Here is a 16494-nt window from a genome sequence, read left to right on the forward strand (position 1 = left end):
GAGATGACCGACACGCCCTCATAAACGAATAACCCGCGCACGGGACCGCCTTGATGCGCGGCAATCCTGCTTTCCTCATCGCAGTATCCCCAGGATGATCCGATCCACCGCATCTTCCGGCGACAGGCCGCGCGCCATGAGGGTTTCCAGTTGCGCCTGATCGACGCTGCCGATGGCCGCCTCGTGGGTGACCTTGGCCTGCGGATGGCTGACGCGCACCTCGGGGATGGCGCTGGCTTTGGCGCTGCCGCGCACGATCTCCAGACAGTCCACATGGCCGCGCGTACCCATCGCATTGCCATAGGTCGCGCCGGTGATTTCCGCCGTAGCCTCGTCATCGAGCGCGACGCGCGACTTGATAAGCCCGCGCGCGTTGTCGCCATCGAGACTCACCGTCTCGCGGATGCGGATTTCGTCGGCGACGTGGCCATAGACCTTGCTGGTCAGTTCCGCCACGCCCTCCTCGGCCACCGTCACTTCGTAGTCGATATCGAGCTTGCCGACCCGCCCCTGCACCAGGGAAAAGTCCGCGCGGTAGCGGGCATGCGGTTCGAGTTTCACCGTGGCACGCGGAATGACTTCGATGCCGCCGGAGAGCCCGTGGTAATGCACTTCGTTATAAACCAGCTCGGCACCTTCCTGGATCGTAACCTGCGCCGTCATGGCATGGCGCGCCACCTCGGGCACGGTAAAGAGACAATGCGACCAGAACGTTGCCTTGCTGTGCGCTTGCAGCGTCAGTTCGAGATCGATGTTCTGCACGCCGAAGCGTTCGAACAGGCTGAAACACAGATGCACCGGGTTTTCGAGTTGATAATTTTCCAGCACGGTCACGCGGGCATGGATACCGTGCTTCGTTCGCTCGGGGATGATGATGACACCCGGCACGCTCTGCATGCCCACCACGTCTTGGCCATAGGCCACCAGATAGGCCGTCTCCGGCGTGAGGATCTGTGCCGGATCCTCGCCGATCTGCGCAAACACTTCATATAAGGCATCAAGTTCAGGCATAGCCGCAGGTCTCCCCGTCGCAACGCCCGCAGTGCCGTGCCTTGTAATTGGCGATGACGGTATCCGGCGCGCCATGACAGACGATGCGTCCGCCGCACAACTGCGAGGCGCGGTCGACATGGACAGCCATATCCTCGCGGTGGGTAATCAGCAGGACGGCACTGCCAGCCTGTTTCATCGCCACGATCACCTGGCTGATTTCATCCAGTGACAACAGGTCGATACCGGCGGCCGGCTCATCAAGGATGGCCAGCTTCGTGCCCATGGCCAGCACCGCCGCCAGTTCAATACGCTTGCGCTCGCCGCCGGAGAGGGTCTTGTCCACCGGCCGGGCGAGATAGACCGCCGGATCGAGCCCCACCTGCTTCAGCGCCTGCGCCGGTTTCACTTTACCGTCGCCCAACATGAGATAGTCCGCTGCTGTCAGGCCCTCGAAACGCGCCGGCTCCTGCCAGGCCAGAGTGATGCCGCGCCGGGCGCGTTCGTGCATGGGCAGGTCCAGCAGTGGCTCACCCTCGAACCGCAACTCGCCATTCTCCGGCCGATAGCCCTCCCGCCCCATGATCATGAACGCCACAGTGGATTTACCCGCGCCGTTGGCCCCGAGCAAGGCGTGTACCTCCCCGCGCGCCACCGACAGGTTCAGGCCGTCGATCACCTTGCGTTCACCGAGCGTCAGGTGAATATTCTCCAGTTGCAGCAAGGGTTGCACGGGTTATTGCGATGCGCGTTGCAGCGTGCCGGACAGTTCGGTGCCCGGCGCCACGGTATTGTAGACGGTACCGTATTTGCGGATGTTCTCGTGCATCAGTTCGAGTCGGCGGTCGCTTTCCTCCGTGTCGATCTCGATCGTGTAGTCGATGCGTTGCATCTTCGGCGGCGAGTCCTGACGCACGCCGTGCACCCTGACGGTCACGCCCCGGTATTCGAACTCGATCATGGGCGCGACGCGCTCCATGTTCTTCAGGATGCAGGCGGCGACGGCGGCCAGCAACAACTCGGCCGGATTCAACGCATCGGCCCGGCCCTTGAGATCGGTATCGATGACCAGCTCGACGTCCTTGCAGTGCACCGTGCTGCCGTGGGCATCGATGCGTGTGGCGGTGATTTCGTATTCCAGCATCTGCGTCTCCTTTGCCGTCTGGGGGCAGGGTATTATTGCCTGACTTCCGTCAGCCAGTTGTCGATCTGACGTTTGAGCTCATCACGCGCGACGCGCCAGGCCGCCAGCTGTTGTTCCCGGTCGCCCTGCCTCAGGGTCGGATCGGGACAGGTCCAGTGCAGATTATGAGCGTCACGCGAGAATGACAGGCAGGCAGTGTTCGCCTCGTCACACAACGCGATCACATAATCGAACTGCTTCTCCTCGAAGTCATTGAGCGCCGGCGTCGGTTCCGTACCGATATCAATACCGATCTCGTTCATCACCTCCCCGGCCTCCGATGGGACTGCTTCGGCTTCGATCCCCGCGCTGCAGGACTCGAACTCATCGCCGGCGGCGGCGCGCAACAGGCCTTCGGCCATCCGCGAGCGGGCCGAGCCGCCGTCACAAACGAATAACACGCGAACGGGATTGTTCATGATAGATTCCTTGTTGTTCCGACAGCACTCAACCCAGCCAGCCCTCGACGGTCTTGCGATCCGGCACACCGCCGGCATGCACCACCTTGCCGTCGATCACCACGCCTGGGGTCGACATGACGCCGTAGCCCATGATCGCGCCGATCTCCTCGACCTTTTCCAGCTCCACCTCGACACCTTTGGCTTTGGCCGTGTCTTCGATCAGCGCCAGGGTGCGCTTGCAGTTGGCGCAGCCAGTGCCGAGTACCTTGATATTTTTCATAATTGCGTTTCCTCTGATTGATTGATGAGGTTATACGAACGCACAACACCCGGAAAGTGCGCCGCGCGGATTGTCGGGCCTCCCTGCCCCGGGGAACCGGACTTCAAGGCTTGCTGGCTTCAATCACCGCCGAAGCAACATATGCCTCGACACCGCGTCCCGGTGCCCAATCACGGATAAACTCCCGGCTCTCGTCTTTTGGCGCGATACGAACAGCTTCGAAGCCGGCCTCGCGCAGCGTCCTCTCCAGCTCGTCGATAGACGAGGCACCGGCCATGCAACCGGTGTACAGGGCCAGATCGCGACGTACCGCCTCGGGCAGCTCCGCCGTTGCCACCACATCACTGATGGCCAGACGCCCACCCGGCCTGAGCACACGGTAGGCTTCGCGGAACACCTGCGCCTTGTCGGGCGAAAGATTGATCACGCAGTTGGAAATGATCACCTCCACACTGGCGTCAGCCAGCGGCAGATGTTCGATCTCGCCGAGGCGGAAATCCAGGTTGCGATAGCCACCCTTGCGGGCATTTTCCCGTGCCTTTGCCAGCATTTCCGGTGTCATGTCCACGCCGATCACGCGGCCGGAGTCGCCGACGGCCCGGGCGGCGAGAAAACAGTCGAAACCGGCCCCGCTGCCCAGATCCAGGACCGTCTCCCCGGCCTGCAAGGCGGCGATGGCCTGGGGATTGCCGCAACCGAGCCCAAGGTCGGCCCCGTCGGGAGCCGCGTCCAACTCCTCGTCCGAATAGCCGAGGCGTTGGGAGGCAACCGACTCGGGCTGCGAACCGCAGCCATTGTCGCCGCTGCAGCAACCGCTGCCGCCCTCCGCCACACTTGCGTAGGCCTCGCGTACTGTGCTGCGAATCGCATCATGATTGTTGTCTGACATAATCTGTCTCCATTGTAAGTTGATTCATCTCATGAAACGGTATGGCAGCGAAAAAGACGCAAAAAGGTCTTCTGAGCCAGTTCCTCGGCATCGGCCTCGCTGGCGAGGCGGTGCCGCAGGAACTGTACGACAATTTCCCGGTGGTTTCCCATGCCGCAGTGACGTCGATCATCTTGCGCCCCGTTCAGCAGCAGGACTGGCCACTGGCGGTCGGGGTGCAGCCGCAACTCTCTTCGGACTCTGCTATAACAGCGGTTTTAGCCTGGGCGGATTGCTCGTCGAACGCGGTATCGAGTTTCTCGACCGCCTCATCGCGTATATGTCGGGCGATCTCGATGACCGCGTCGATCTGGTGTTCCGGCACGCCTATATCACGCAGCCGCTGCAACTGACACTGGCCCATGGCCGGGTGATTGGACGCGATACCGGACGCCAGCGAGACCATGGCGACGATGGATGAGTGCAATTGCGGTTCTTCTTGCATTTGGGTTTTCTCTTGCATTTGGGTTTTCTCTTGCATTTGGGTTTCCTCTTGCTTGCTTGAATCAGGATGTCGTGTTCACTTGTGCGTGGCCAACGCGTCGACCAGGTCCCTGGCGTTATCGCCGCGCAGGTTCTCCATCATGCCGATCAGCCCGTCGGTGAGATACCTGGCCGGTATGCCTTTGGAACGCAAATACACCATGGCGATGGCGGCGCGATCCTTGTGCGGGCAGGCGGTGACGACGATCTTGCTCTTGTCGATCTCGTTCAACCGCTGCGGCAACTCATTGAGCGGAATGCTGAGCGAGGGATTGACCTTCCAGGTCGCGTTTTCCTCCCTGAAGCGGATGTCGATCAACTGCGCCTTGCCTTCTTTCAATAATTTAATCAGCTCTTTACTGTCGATCTTCATATCCTTGCGCGTGACATAGTCGAACCCGGTGATGAATTTCTCCAGGCCCGGCTCGGCGGCGTGCACCACGGTGCCGGCGCTCAGGGTCGTCAGTATCAATATCAGCAGTGTCATCGTGTAACGCATGGTACGCTCCTTGTTTGATCAGTGTGCGAACAGGTTGAAGCCCCAGCCAACCAGCATGAAAGCGATGGCCAGCACGCCGGCATACAGCGCCAGCGCCGGCCACCGGATCACCTTGCGCAGGATGATCATTTCCGGCAGCGACAACGCCGCAATACTCATCATAAAGGCCAGAGTGGTACCGATGGCCACGCCCTTGCCGAGCATCGCCTCGGCCACCGGGATCACGCCGGTGGCGTTGGAATACAAGGGCACGCCCAGCAGCACCGCGCCAGGCACGGCCAGCCAGTTGTCCTTGCCGCCAAGATGTTCGGTGACCCAGCCTTCGGGCACGTAACCGTGGAACAGCGCGCCCACGGCAATCCCTGCCACCACCCATTTCCACAGGCGGCCGACGATCTCTTTTACCTCGCTCCATGCATAGCGATGACGACCCGCGAGTGTGGTGTCGGCCTCGACCTCCGCCGTCTCGCCCATCTGGATCTTCCAGACGTAGTCTTCGACCCAGCGTTCGGGTTTGAAGCGCTCCATGATCATGCCGCCGACGTAGGCCACGGTGAGCCCCGCCGCCACATACATCAGCGTCAGTTCCCAGCCAAGGATCCCGATCAGGATCACCACGGCGACCTCGTTGATCATCGGGCTGGCGATCAGAAACGAGAAAGTTACCCCCAGGGGCACACCCGCCTCGACGAAACCGATAAACAGCGGCACCGAGGAGCAGGAACAAAACGGCGTCACCGCGCCCAGGCCCACTGCCGAGGAACGCGCCATCCATTTGGGCTTGCCACGCACGTAGTCACGCACCTTTTCCGGCGACAGTAGCGCGCGCAGCAGGCCCATGATATAGATGATGATCATCAGCATGGCGAAGATCTTCGTCGTATCCATGACGAAAAAATGCAGCGCCGCACCGGCATGGCTGTCGGCACTCAGGCCGAACCATTGGTAAACAATCAAATCAGCAAGTGCATTAAACATCGGTATCAGTGTCCTCCGTGCGTATGCAGGTCGGCCGGGCAACATTGCTCATGCGGGACTACCCCTTCGCGCGACTCGTACCAGTGGCGGCTGCGGTTGACCACATTGACCACCAGCAACATCACCGGTACCTCGATCAACACGCCCACCACGGTGGCCAGGGCGGCACCCGACTGGAAGCCGAATAACGCAATCGCGGTGGCCACGGCCAGTTCAAAGAAATTGCTCGCCCCGATCAACGCCGAGGGCCCGGCCACGCAGTGAGGTGAACGTACCGCGCGGTTGAGCAGATAGGCGAGCCCCGAATTGAAAAACACCTGAATCAAAATCGGCACCGCCAGCAGCGCGATGATCAACGGCTGCGCCAGAATCTGTTCGCCCTGAAAACCGAACAGCAGTACCAGTGTTGCAAGCAATGCAACAAGTGAGACCGGATGCATGATATTGAGCACCCGCTGCAGGCGCAGATAGCCGTGTTCATGGTTCAGCAGCCAGCTGCGCCACAGGTTGGCAATAATCAACGGAATCACGATATAGACCAGCACCGACAACAACAATGTCTCCCACGGCACCGTAATCGCGGACAGGCCGAGCAACAGCGCGACGATCGGCGCGAAGGCGACGATCATGATCACATCGTTCAGCGCCACCTGCGACAGCGTAAAGTGCGGCTCGCCGTCGGAAAGATTGCTCCAGACAAACACCATGGCGGTGCAGGGCGCCGCCGCCAGGATGATCAGCCCGGCAATATAACTGTCGATCTGATCCGCCGGCAGCCAGTCACGAAATAACCAGCCGATGAACAACCAGCCGAGCAAGGCCATGGAAAACGGCTTCACCGCCCAGTTGACGAACAACGTCACGCCCACGCCGCGCCAGTGTTGCGTCACGCCCTTGAGAGCTCGCAAATCGACTTTCAACAGCATGGGGATGATCATCAACCAGACCAGCACCGCCACCGGCAGGTTGACCCGGGCGATCTCCATGGCGCCAATCGCCTGAAACGTGTCGGTGAAAAAGTGGCCCAGACCGATGCCGACCACAATACACAGAAACACCCAGGCGGTCAGATAGCGTTCGAAAAAACCCATCCCGGCGCCGGCGGATTGTTTCGCGGTGGTTTCGCACTGTGCACTCATTGTTCCGCCTTGAGACGTTGAATCAGTTCTTCGACCCGCTGGCGAATATCGTCACGGGTCGCGCGAAATACCGACATGATTTCATCCTCGCTGCCGGTGGCTTTGGCCGGATCATCCAGCGGCCAGTGTTCCTTACGCGTATCGGCCGGTACAACGGGGCAGTGTTCGTCGGCGTGGCCGCAGACCGTCACCAGGTAATCGGCACGCTCCAGCATCCCCGAGGTCAGTTTGGTGGATTCCTGCGCGGCTATATCGATCCCCGCCTCGGCCATGACCGCGATGGCGCGCGGGTTCTTGCCATGCGCCTCGATACCGGCCGATTCGATGGACCACCCGTCGGGCGCAAGGTGTTTCGCCCAGCCTTCGGCGATTTGGGAACGGCAGGAATTGCCGGTACACAGAAACAACAGATTCATTCAATTCTCCCTGGCAAAACAAAAGTGGAAAGAATCAGGATCAGCCGCAGCAGGCAATCTCCGGACGATCGGGCATGGCCGCCAGGGCCGCGCGATCCGCCGCATAAATCCCCTGCCCGGCAATCCCCTCGCTGGTCGCCGTCAACACCTGTTGCGCCCACTCGGGCAAGGCGTCATGCAACCGGTAATAAACCCACAGTCCCCGGCGGCGGTCGCTGACCACTCCGGCCTGGCGCAACTGGGCCAGGTGGCGTGAAATCATCGGTTGCGACACGCCCAGGGCATGGGTCAATTCGCACACGCACAACTCCCCTTCCTGCTGCAGCAGCAAAAGCGCGCGCAACCGCAGGGGGTGGGCCAGGGCGTTGAACAGGGTGTCGGCGTCGATGGACATGGTCAAAATATACGGCTAATCATATATATTGTCAACCATATATTACTGATTCATGTCATAGATTTCAAGAATCCGAATGGGGTTCACAGGTAATCCCCCTGACATGCCTGATTGGGGACATAAAGTAGGTGATCCGAAACCAGTACAGTGGTGGGCGCCGCCGCGCCTCCCAGGACCGTCGGCCGCAGGGATGCGGCCGTCGAGCATACAAGGATGTACTCGCTGCGTGTCCTGGGAGGCGTGGCGGCGCTCGACACCTCAAAGTGAGCTGGTATTCGGTACTTCTATTAATATAAAAGGAATAGAACAAGAAAATGCATGGCGCCGGGGTGGAGGTCCCGGCCCGCGGCGAAGCGGCTGCCGGCAATGGTGTATGGTCTTCGTGATCCCGACAGGATCAGTGCCAATGTGCCAGCCGGCTCAACCGCCGGTCATCGCCATGAACCGGACCACCTGGGACGGTTTTTCGCGAAATTCATGGCGCTGCGGCTTGCGGGCAATCGCGGCACGCAGATGATCTTTCAGGTCCTCCACACCCGCGCCCCGGCGCAACACGTCGCGTAACGGGTAGCTGTGCTCCTGGCCGAGACACAGGTGCAGGGTCCCCTCGGCGTTCAGGCGGACCCGGTTGCAGGTGTCGCAAAAATGTTGCGACAGGGGCGTGATCAGCCCGATGCGGGTGTCGCTGCCGGCCACCCGGTAATAGCGTGCCGGGCCCCCGCCCGGCTGCACATCCGGGGTCAGCGTGTAACGCTGCTCGAGGCGCCGCTTGACTGACTGCAGATCGACGAAACCTTCGAGCGCGTCGCGCCCGGTCGACCCCACGGGCATGGTCTCGATCAGGCGCAGGGTGAAGCCGCGGGCGGCACAAAAATCGAGCAGGGTTTCGATCTCCTGGTCGTTGACGCCGCGCATGACCACGGTATTGATCCGGATGGGCGCAAACCCCGCCTGCTGCGCCGCCTCGATGCCCCGCAGCACCTTGTGCAACTTGCCGCCGCCGGTCACGCGCGCGAAGACCTCCTCGCGCAGGCTGTCCAGGCTGACATTGAGACGCCGCACCCCGGCCTCATACAGCGGGCCCGCCAGTTTGTCCATGCGCGTGCAATTGCTCGATAACGACAGATCCGTCAGCCCCGGCAGTTGCGCCAGTTGCCCCGCCAGCACCGGCAGATCGCGGCGCACCAGCGGCTCGCCACCGGTCAGGCGGACCCGCTGCACGCCCAGTTCGGTGAAAGCCTGCACAACGCGGGTCATCTCCTCGAAATTCAGCCAGTGATCGGGTTCCCCGAAGTCCCTGAAGCCTTTCGGCAGACAATAGCTGCAGCGCAGATCGCAACGATCGGTCACCGACAGGCGCAGATAATCAATCCGCCTGCCAAAATTGTCTTCCAGAAATGTCTCGCTCATCGCTGTCCCGTTATGTTGATGTTGTTGGTGCCCTGTGTCGGTTGACGCGCCGCCGGTACCAGCGATAGCCGCCATAACCGCCCCCCGCCAGGCCCAGCGGCAACAGGGCGATCAATCCATATTCCGCCAGCCGTTGCCAGCCCTCAAGCGGCTGCTGTCTGGTCAGATAGCCACTGATCACCCGGGCTTCCTTAGCGCTCACCGCCGCGCCGTTCAGCCAGCGCATGCGCGCGATGGTCAGATACCAGCCGGGACGGGTATGCTGTGTCCGCGCCAGCGCCTCCGGCGCATGACACCCCAGGCAACGGCGCTCATACAGGCGCCGCCCCGCGGGTTGCGCCGCTTCTATTGCCTGGCGACGTTGCCGGGCCGCTTCCCGCTCGGCCTGTTCGGCGGCTTCCCGCCGGCGGGCCGCCTCCCGTTCGGCCGCGATTTCAGCCCGCAGGCGTTCCCGTTCTTCGGCCGTTGGCGCCCCCTCGCGTGACTGGTACTGCTCCGCATCCATCTCGGCCAGTACCGGCACAGGACTGCATAACCAGACCAGCAGGGCGCATGCCCCCCGGGTCATCACGACGGTTAGTGTCTTGCTCCGCCAGAACGGATCTTGTGTTGCGGCACTTCCGGAACCTGTAATCTCGCCAATCCCTCCTGCGCATCACGCTCCGCCACCGGCACCGCCAGGTGCGCCGTATCCAGACCCTGGGCCTCGAGCGCCGCGCGGATAGTTTCCAGATCGGCGGCATCCGGACTGCGCCCGGCATACTGGCGACGCAGGCGCAGGATCTCGTCCTCTTCCTCCGCCGGCGCGGGCTGCGGTGCCGGTGCTTCGAGGGCCGCGACCTTGTCGATCACCTGCGCCAGCGCCAACCAGGGATTGGCCGCCAGTTCGAAGCGGCTTTCAGCCTGGCGCAGATCCTCGTGCAGCAACGGGGCCCAGCGCCGGACAAAGTCAGCGAGAAACCCGGGCGCATCGCCATCGCCGTCGCCGGCATACAACCGCGCCACGAATTCCAGCTGCACCGCCACATGGTCGGGCAGATCGGCAAAGGCCTCGTCCCTGGCCAGGCCGAACGCGCGGTAACGTTCGGTGAGACGACGCACCGTGTCACCGTGCAGAGTGCCGTCGATATAGACCCCGGCATTGATGTTGGGGTGCTCCTCGCCCGGCACCAGAAACAGGCGACTGTAACTCACCAGCAACTCGGGGCCGTCGATACCGGCCAGGCTGCGGCGCAGCGCGGCCAGTTCCTCGTCGAGCGGGTAATCCAGCTCACCGGCCAGGGCGGCCAGATCGTCGACCAGATCCTCCCGCAACGCGGTTTGAAACGCCCTCTCCGTCGGGGGCAGAAACGCGCGCGCCAGACACAGCCAGAATTCGGCATGGGTTATACTCATTCAATTCCCTCCTCAAATCTCAACTGTTGATGCTCAGGCCTGTTTGCACCAGGAAAGATCAAATTTCTTCTCACCCCACACGTAGATAGCATTGGCCAGGAAAATCGCCATTAACAGCAGCATCCACTCAGTGAACGACGGTGCATAGCTCAGCAGCTCCGGCGCCCAGGCGCCCTTGAACATGGGCACCAGCTGGCCGCCGATGATGTAGTCATAACGGGCGATAAACAGCGAGATCATCACCAGCAAGGCCGCCAGTGTCTGGCTGCCCGCATTGCTGCGCAGCCCCGGGCTCAGCATCAACAGCAGCGGCAGCACCAGCCCGGCCCACAGCTCGATATGAAACAGCGATGTCCCGGCCAGGTATTGCCAGACCTGCAGCCCCTCGGCATTGCTATAGAGGCCGATGAGCGCCCGCGCCCCGACGAACATCAGGTGCACGAAAATCGCCAGGGCAAACACTTTGGGCAACATACCGGTCAGCACATCACGCAGCGGCGCGCTCATGCGCTCCTGACTGAATCCGTGCGCGAGATAGGAAAAAAAGATCGCAAAGGCCAGGCCGCCGAGCAACGATTCGAAAATGAACGCCACCGGCACATCCCCGCTGGACCAGAACGGACGCATGGTCATCGAGCCATACACTACACCGGCAATCCCGGTCACACCCAGCGCGGCCAGTAACAACAGAATCGCCGAAGTGCGCGCTGCCGCCGGCCACTCGCCGGGTTTGCGCAACAGATTGACCGTGATGAGCAACACCACCACATAGGCGATAACAAACATCACCTTCCACCACAACGGCGAAGTGACGGCAAAACTGGTGGGAATTGCCCAGATCGCGCGCACGGGGTAACCCAGCTCCAGCGCCAGCACCGAAACACCGCCGACCAGCCCGGCCACCGCCAGCCACAGACAGCGGCGTACCAGTGGCTGGCAATGCGCGCCGCCGAAGATCAGCATCAGGCTGGCGATCATGGCCAGGCCGGTTGAGGTCAGCAGAAAGTAGTCATACACCACGATCGGAAAGGTCCAGTGCAGACCGAGATTACTGCCATTGAAGGCCGCGTGCCCCTGGCTGGCCAGATTGAACAGCACCAGCGCGGCCGTCACGATCAGGCCGATAATCGCAACGACGAAAACAAGATTGGATTTGCTTGTATTGATCATGATAACGCCCCTCAGGATTTGTCTTTCATGCTGCGCAGACCGGGCACGGCAGCGGCCGCCCCGCCACTCAGGTAATACACCTGGGGCTTGTTGCCGGTCTCTTCTTTCAAACGCACTCCGCGTTTATCGGCGATCAGCTTGTTGACGTAGCTTTCCGGATTATCCAGATCGCCGAAGAACCGCGCCTTGGGCGCACAGACCCGCACGCAGCCGGGAACATATTCTTTCAGCTCCGGAATATCCTCATCGAGATCGGCCACGCCCTCGGGCGCTTTGGACACCTTGTGATAACAGAACGTGCACTTGGACACCACGCCATGCGGCTGAATACCAATACCCCGCGAGGGATCGTCCTGCGGTCCTTTATACGGCGGATCCCATTGCCGATCGTCCTTCGCCGGAAACACGTCGCGAATATCCGGCTGGACCACGGCTTTCTCGTCGGTAAAGAAGCGTACGCCGTACGGACAGGCAACCTGGCAATATTTGCAACCGATGCACTTGTTCCAGTCGATCAGCACGAAGCCGCCCTCCGGATCCTTGTAGGTCGCCCTGGTCGGACAGACCGAGACACAGGACGGGTTTTCGCAATGAAAACACGGGCGCGGAAACCACTTCATGCTGACGTTCGGATAAGTCCCCTCGGTGTAGAACAGCACGTCCTGCCAGTTTTCGCCGGGTAGCCGGTTGTTTTCCATGGCGCACGCCGTGGTGCAGGCCTGGCAACCGGTGCATTTATCCAGGTCAATGACCATTCCCCATTTTGCCATCGTCATATCTCCTTAACTTGTCAGGCCCGCTCGATGCTGACCTTGGTGGTGTAGTAGTTGCACTGGCCGGTAATGCGGTCGGACTGGTTGACCGTAATCTCGCCACTGTGACCGGGGAGACGCCCCTTGGCCCAGCGACCGTGTGCCCAGTGCCCGTGTTCCATCGGGAAGACCAGCGTGTCGGGGCGTACGCCCTCGAAGTACTTGCAAAAACCTTCGATGCTGCCGATCGCCGATTTGATGCGGACCCGATCGCCGTCGTCGATGCCCCGCTCCCTGGCGGTCACCGGATTGATTTCGATATACACGGTATTGCGACCCCCCAGTGCCGGCTGCATGTTGGCGATGGCCACCGGCAGATTACCGCCGCGTCCCTCGGCATGCAGGGCGACCTTGGGGGTGACCATATACAGATCGCCGCCGCCGGGATGCTTTGGTTCTTCCCAGTGCGGGAACATCAACTTGTTTTGATCGCGTCCGGTCTTGTCGGCAATCCAGTCGCCGTGTTGCTCCAGCCAGGAGGAACGGAACTCAAACCGGCCCGAGACGGTTTTGAACAACTCCGCCTTGACCGCTTCGGGGCGCATCGGTTTGTTGTAACCGCTGCCGTCCCATTCGAAAAAATCGCCATCGATCTGACGCCACAGATAACGCTTCTTGTACCAGACTCCCTTTTCCTTCCAGCTTTCGAAGGAATTGACACCATTGTCGCCCGGGTCCTGCTCGAACCCCTTGGCCAGATGGCGCAACAGATTTTCCGAGCTATCCATCGCCTTGTAATAGTCACCCATCGGTCCTTTGATGCGTTTGCCGATCTCAAACACCATATCGCCAAAGAACCTGGTGTCGTACAGCGGCTTGATCGCCGGGACCCGCAATTGCGCCATCGGCCAGCCCTGAAACGGATAGGTCGGCGCGTCTTGCAGGCGCTCGAGGTAAGTGTGTTCGGGCAGAATCAGATCGGCGAACATGGCCGTCTCGCTGGGGAACGGGGAGGTCTCGATCACGAACAGCTCGCGCAGCGCATCCTCCCAGACCTTGCCATTGGGTGCGGTCCAGATCGGATTGGTCAGATAGAACATGATGGTATCGAGCTTGTAGGGCTTGCCGGCCAGGGAATTGGGCCCCAGCTCCTGCAACATGTTCTTGGCCATCAGATAGCCGTCTTCATGACCCTGCAGATCGATACGCGGTTTGTCGCGCCACGGACCGTTTTTGGCATACTCGTCCAGGTAATCGGCGGCATCGGCCGGCGGGGCGCCGTAGCTCGGTCCCATCTGGTACATCAACCCGCCCTCGGCGAACAGCGAGCCGACCAGGGCATTGAGACTGTGCACCGCCATGCCGTTGAGGATGCCATTGGAATGTGCGTGTACGCCGCGTTCGAACAGAGCGATGGCGGGACGCGTGCTGCCGAACTCGCGCGCGGTGGCGAGAATGTCGCGTTCGTACAGGGTGGTAACCTCGGCCGCCCAGACGACGGTCCGATCCTTCAATTCGGTGTTCCACCAGTCGACCAGACCCCGCACCCATTTTTCATTGAAGCTGCCGGGATCGACGTATTGTCCCGGCTTGAACCGGTTGACGCCGTCATAAAAATCCCCGACAAACGATTTTTCCCACAGCCCTTCGGTCAGAATCACGTGGGCAATCGCCAGAGCCAGCGCGCCATCCGTCCCGGGCTTGACCAGCAGGGCACGATCGGCGCCGGCCAGGGTGGTATTCATATGCACATCGATCGCCGTGATGCGTGTCTTGGGGACCTTTTCCCCGCGGATATACCCCCAGACCTGCATATTGTTGTTATAAGGGCGGAACGCCTCGAGAAAGCCCACGCCAAACATGAGCAGCATGTTAGAATTCTTATAGTCATAAGCGCTGTAGGAATTGTTGCCATCGGTCGCGTATTTGCTCAGCTCGCTGCCGTCGGAACACATGGACGAATGGCCGATCCCCACATTCGGTGAGCCATACAGTTCGGCAAACGTCCCGAGGATACCGGCGTCGGCGGCCCCCCAGCCGCGACCGAAACAGAGCGAAAAGCGATGCGATTCACCGGCGTCACGCAGCTTGTTGAGGCGCGCCGCGACCGTGTCCAGCGCCTCCTCCCAGCTGATGGGCACGAATTTCGGATCCTCGTTACGGCCCTTTTTCGGATTGGTCCGTTTCATCGGCCCCTTGTAACGATCCGGGTCATAAAGAATGTAAGTGCCGAGCGGCCCCTTGGGACACAGCTTGCCATTGGAGATGGGATGCTCCGAACTCCCCCAGATCGCATGTACCCGCCCGTCGGTGGTGTACACATCGATCCCGCAGCGGGCCGGACACTGATGGCAAATGTTTTTGGTAATCACCGCCTTACCCGATGCGGTCGCGGCCCCGGCAGTATCCTGGGCCTGCGCCTCGGTGAGCAGTCCCGACAGCATGCCGCTGCTGCTGACCGCGCCGGCGGCGGCCGTGGTGCCGGTCGCCTGCAGAAAGCGCCGGCGGCTAATCAGACTCTGAAAAATATTCATGACGCTTGCTCTCTCCTCTGGTTGGTTTTATTGGCACAGGTATCGCCCGCTGTGCCGGTTTGTACCGGGTGCCGGAGTTCATTCCCGGGCACCGAACAATTGGGTAAAGGCATCCGCCGCCAACCGGCGTGACCGCTGGCAGGGCTGGCAATAGGCGCCGCTGGTATCGTCCGGAAGCGGACTGAATTCGGCGCCACACCCGGCGCATTCGCGCCGGCTGTGTGATGTCAGGGTATGGATCGCCCCCGGCTCCTCAGCCCTGTTTTCCGCCGTCCAGTGCAGGGCTTGCCGGGGGCAATGTTCGACACAACGGTCGCAGGCGATACAGGCGGCGGCATTGAACCGCACGCCCGATGCGTGCGCGGTGCGATAGGCGCGCAACGCCCCGGTCGGACAGATCCGCACGCAGCCCTGGTGATTGCCACAGCGATCGGCCCTGGCGGCGAGCTGCGGCCAGGCGGTCGCGGGGGGCACCTGGCCCGTTATGCCGGCGACCCGCTCGATCGCGGCCAGCTGGCGTTCGCGAGCCAGCGAGGCCTGCGCCGCCACCTGCGCCGCGGGGGCTTGCCGGGGTGGCGGCTGACTTTTGTCCTGGGCCGTACGGGCGATCTCACGAAAAAAGCCCCGCCGCGACAGCACCACTTCGCCGAGCACCTCCGCCGTGGCCGGCAGGGCCCGGGATTGATTCAAAGGGGCACTCACAAGTTGAGGCTGGCGGGCCGCGGGCACGCCCATCTGGGTCAACCATTGCCGGGCGGTATCGAGCGCCGCCTGCGCGGGATGGGCCCCCGCCCCGCCGGCGGGACAAGCCGCGCACCAGCCCCGATCCAGCAAGCGCAACGGGCGACCGTCGGCACGGGTAAACAGTTCGAGCAGATCCGCCACAGCGAGCGCCCCCAGACAGGGAATCCGGTTGGTCTGGCCGCCCTGCCGCTGTGACGGGACACGCCGGCAATCGATCTCCAGGGCATCGCGACCGGTCACGGGCTGCTCCGGCAGAACGGGTAACGCCAGCGCGCCCATCGGGCAGGCGGGGACACAGCGACCACACCCCAGGCATTGATCGCCCAGTTCCAGCGTGACGGACCCCGGCTGTATCGCCTCCACCGGACAGGCGCTGCGGCACGCCTGACACTCGCCGGCACGACTGCGCAGGGCCTGACAAACGGCCTGGGCATGACGCAAACCGTGACGCGGGTGCAACCGCCGCCAGATCACCGCCGGCCGGCGGGTCTCCTGCTGCCCGGGGAATGTCGCCTGCAAATTCACCTGATCGCGTCCCCCTTTTCTGACTTGATTTGTTGTTATCTCGCCGGCCGCACCTTGAGATTGTCGCCATTTGTCCAATGGCATTGATGCAACCTGCCCAGACCGTTCACAAAAACCATGCCATACAAAAGTTATCCTTTATTTCAACAACTTAATCGTCTAACAAAGCGGCGAAGTCACCGGTTGGTAACGTCATGGGAAGCCAGGTATTACCCTTTGGTAACACCCTTGTCGCGGACAAAAATAAACCTGCTAGCCACCGGGAAATCCGGA

The 16494-nt window shown here is 61.6% G+C and carries 20 protein-coding genes; all 20 read right to left on the minus strand.

What is annotated here, in order from left to right; all coding sequences use genetic code 11:
- Positions 1 to 75: 75 nt before the first annotated feature.
- Positions 76 to 1011 (minus strand): SufB/SufD family protein, encoded by a 936-nt coding sequence (locus U5K34_RS01770; RefSeq protein ID WP_322566802.1) that lies wholly within the window; start codon positions 1009 to 1011, stop codon positions 76 to 78.
- On the minus strand, positions 1004 to 1723 hold the full coding sequence (locus U5K34_RS01775; protein WP_322566803.1) for an ABC transporter ATP-binding protein: 720 nt from the start codon (positions 1721 to 1723) through the stop codon (positions 1004 to 1006). Before U5K34_RS01775 ends, U5K34_RS01770 begins: the two co-directional genes overlap by 8 nt.
- A 3-nt stretch (positions 1724 to 1726) precedes the next feature.
- Positions 1727 to 2134, minus strand: a complete 408-nt coding sequence (locus tag U5K34_RS01780) for an OsmC family protein (protein ID WP_322566804.1) — start codon at positions 2132 to 2134, stop codon at positions 1727 to 1729.
- Between the two features lie 32 nt (positions 2135 to 2166).
- The gene (locus U5K34_RS01785; RefSeq protein ID WP_322566805.1) at positions 2167 to 2592 is read right to left on the minus strand and encodes an arsenate reductase ArsC; all 426 of its coding nucleotides are present in this window, start codon (positions 2590 to 2592) and stop codon (positions 2167 to 2169) included.
- A gap of 28 nt (positions 2593 to 2620) precedes the next feature.
- On the minus strand, positions 2621 to 2854 hold the full coding sequence (locus U5K34_RS01790; protein WP_322566086.1) for a thioredoxin family protein: 234 nt from the start codon (positions 2852 to 2854) through the stop codon (positions 2621 to 2623).
- A gap of 103 nt (positions 2855 to 2957) precedes the next feature.
- Positions 2958 to 3743, minus strand: coding sequence for an arsenite methyltransferase (locus tag U5K34_RS01795; RefSeq protein WP_322566806.1), 786 nt, complete (start codon positions 3741 to 3743; stop codon positions 2958 to 2960).
- Positions 3744 to 3772: 29 nt separating this feature from the next.
- The gene (locus U5K34_RS15990) at positions 3773 to 3895 is read right to left on the minus strand and encodes a sigma factor (RefSeq protein ID WP_416223994.1); all 123 of its coding nucleotides are present in this window, start codon (positions 3893 to 3895) and stop codon (positions 3773 to 3775) included.
- 32 nt (positions 3896 to 3927) lie between these two features.
- On the minus strand, positions 3928 to 4263 hold the full coding sequence (locus U5K34_RS01800) for a hypothetical protein (RefSeq protein WP_322566807.1): 336 nt from the start codon (positions 4261 to 4263) through the stop codon (positions 3928 to 3930).
- Between the two features lie 39 nt (positions 4264 to 4302).
- The gene (locus U5K34_RS01805; protein WP_322566808.1) at positions 4303 to 4764 is read right to left on the minus strand and encodes a rhodanese-like domain-containing protein; all 462 of its coding nucleotides are present in this window, start codon (positions 4762 to 4764) and stop codon (positions 4303 to 4305) included.
- 18 nt (positions 4765 to 4782) lie between these two features.
- Positions 4783 to 5742: a permease gene (locus U5K34_RS01810; RefSeq protein WP_322566809.1), complete on the minus strand. Its 960-nt coding sequence runs from the start codon at positions 5740 to 5742 to the stop codon at positions 4783 to 4785.
- A gap of 5 nt (positions 5743 to 5747) precedes the next feature.
- Entirely contained in the window at positions 5748 to 6833 is a 1086-nt protein-coding gene (arsB, locus tag U5K34_RS01815) for an ACR3 family arsenite efflux transporter (RefSeq protein ID WP_416223999.1), read from the minus strand.
- Between the two features lie 44 nt (positions 6834 to 6877).
- Positions 6878 to 7297, minus strand: a complete 420-nt coding sequence (gene arsC, locus U5K34_RS01820) for an arsenate reductase (thioredoxin) (protein ID WP_322566811.1) — start codon at positions 7295 to 7297, stop codon at positions 6878 to 6880.
- Positions 7298 to 7337: 40 nt separating this feature from the next.
- Positions 7338 to 7691 (minus strand): metalloregulator ArsR/SmtB family transcription factor, encoded by a 354-nt coding sequence (locus U5K34_RS01825; protein WP_322566812.1) that lies wholly within the window; start codon positions 7689 to 7691, stop codon positions 7338 to 7340.
- Between the two features lie 420 nt (positions 7692 to 8111).
- Positions 8112 to 9101, minus strand: a complete 990-nt coding sequence (moaA, locus tag U5K34_RS01830; protein ID WP_322566813.1) for a GTP 3',8-cyclase MoaA — start codon at positions 9099 to 9101, stop codon at positions 8112 to 8114.
- 10 nt (positions 9102 to 9111) lie between these two features.
- Positions 9112 to 9669: a hypothetical protein gene (locus U5K34_RS01835; RefSeq protein ID WP_322566814.1), complete on the minus strand. Its 558-nt coding sequence runs from the start codon at positions 9667 to 9669 to the stop codon at positions 9112 to 9114.
- Positions 9670 to 9677: 8 nt separating this feature from the next.
- Entirely contained in the window at positions 9678 to 10496 is an 819-nt protein-coding gene (locus U5K34_RS01840; RefSeq protein ID WP_322566815.1) for a molecular chaperone TorD family protein, read from the minus strand.
- A gap of 33 nt (positions 10497 to 10529) precedes the next feature.
- The gene (gene nrfD, locus U5K34_RS01845; protein WP_322566816.1) at positions 10530 to 11666 is read right to left on the minus strand and encodes an NrfD/PsrC family molybdoenzyme membrane anchor subunit; all 1137 of its coding nucleotides are present in this window, start codon (positions 11664 to 11666) and stop codon (positions 10530 to 10532) included.
- Between the two features lie 11 nt (positions 11667 to 11677).
- Positions 11678 to 12436 carry a 4Fe-4S dicluster domain-containing protein gene (locus U5K34_RS01850; protein ID WP_322566098.1) on the minus strand — a complete coding sequence of 253 codons (759 nt, stop codon included), beginning with the start codon at positions 12434 to 12436 and terminating at the stop codon, positions 11678 to 11680.
- A 20-nt stretch (positions 12437 to 12456) separates the two neighbouring features.
- Positions 12457 to 14952 carry a molybdopterin-dependent oxidoreductase gene (locus tag U5K34_RS01855; protein ID WP_322566099.1) on the minus strand — a complete coding sequence of 832 codons (2496 nt, stop codon included), beginning with the start codon at positions 14950 to 14952 and terminating at the stop codon, positions 12457 to 12459.
- 78 nt (positions 14953 to 15030) lie between these two features.
- Positions 15031 to 16305 (minus strand): 4Fe-4S binding protein, encoded by a 1275-nt coding sequence (locus U5K34_RS01860; protein ID WP_322566817.1) that lies wholly within the window; start codon positions 16303 to 16305, stop codon positions 15031 to 15033.
- Between the last annotated feature and the right edge of the window lie 189 nt (positions 16306 to 16494).

It is taken from the genome of Thiohalophilus sp. (genome assembly GCF_034521165.1).
GTDB lineage: Bacteria > Pseudomonadota > Gammaproteobacteria > UBA6429 > Thiohalophilaceae > Thiohalophilus.

Coding starts and splice junctions, on each gene's coding strand:
- U5K34_RS01855 (WP_322566099.1), bottom strand. CDS start 14,952: ATGAATATTTTTCAGAGTCTGATTAGCCGCCGGCGCTTTCTGCAGGCG.
- U5K34_RS01850 (WP_322566098.1), bottom strand. CDS start 12,436: ATGGCAAAATGGGGAATGGTCATTGACCTGGATAAATGCACCGGTTGC.
- arsC (WP_322566811.1), bottom strand. CDS start 7,297: ATGAATCTGTTGTTTCTGTGTACCGGCAATTCCTGCCGTTCCCAAATC.
- arsB (WP_416223999.1), bottom strand. CDS start 6,833: ATGGGTTTTTTCGAACGCTATCTGACCGCCTGGGTGTTTCTGTGTATT.
- U5K34_RS01840 (WP_322566815.1), bottom strand. CDS start 10,496: ATGAGTATAACCCATGCCGAATTCTGGCTGTGTCTGGCGCGCGCGTTT.
- moaA (WP_322566813.1), bottom strand. CDS start 9,101: ATGAGCGAGACATTTCTGGAAGACAATTTTGGCAGGCGGATTGATTAT.
- U5K34_RS01835 (WP_322566814.1), bottom strand. CDS start 9,669: ATGACCCGGGGGGCATGCGCCCTGCTGGTCTGGTTATGCAGTCCTGTG.
- U5K34_RS01790 (WP_322566086.1), bottom strand. CDS start 2,854: ATGAAAAATATCAAGGTACTCGGCACTGGCTGCGCCAACTGCAAGCGC.
- U5K34_RS15990 (WP_416223994.1), bottom strand. CDS start 3,895: ATGGGAAACCACCGGGAAATTGTCGTACAGTTCCTGCGGCACCGCCTC.
- U5K34_RS01860 (WP_322566817.1), bottom strand. CDS start 16,305: ATGCCATTGGACAAATGGCGACAATCTCAAGGTGCGGCCGGCGAGATA.
- U5K34_RS01785 (WP_322566805.1), bottom strand. CDS start 2,592: ATGAACAATCCCGTTCGCGTGTTATTCGTTTGTGACGGCGGCTCGGCC.
- U5K34_RS01800 (WP_322566807.1), bottom strand. CDS start 4,263: ATGCAAGAGAAAACCCAAATGCAAGAGAAAACCCAAATGCAAGAAGAA.
- U5K34_RS01810 (WP_322566809.1), bottom strand. CDS start 5,742: ATGTTTAATGCACTTGCTGATTTGATTGTTTACCAATGGTTCGGCCTG.
- U5K34_RS01770 (WP_322566802.1), bottom strand. CDS start 1,011: ATGCCTGAACTTGATGCCTTATATGAAGTGTTTGCGCAGATCGGCGAG.
- nrfD (WP_322566816.1), bottom strand. CDS start 11,666: ATGATCAATACAAGCAAATCCAATCTTGTTTTCGTCGTTGCGATTATC.
- U5K34_RS01780 (WP_322566804.1), bottom strand. CDS start 2,134: ATGCTGGAATACGAAATCACCGCCACACGCATCGATGCCCACGGCAGC.
- U5K34_RS01825 (WP_322566812.1), bottom strand. CDS start 7,691: ATGTCCATCGACGCCGACACCCTGTTCAACGCCCTGGCCCACCCCCTG.
- U5K34_RS01805 (WP_322566808.1), bottom strand. CDS start 4,764: ATGCGTTACACGATGACACTGCTGATATTGATACTGACGACCCTGAGC.
- U5K34_RS01795 (WP_322566806.1), bottom strand. CDS start 3,743: ATGTCAGACAACAATCATGATGCGATTCGCAGCACAGTACGCGAGGCC.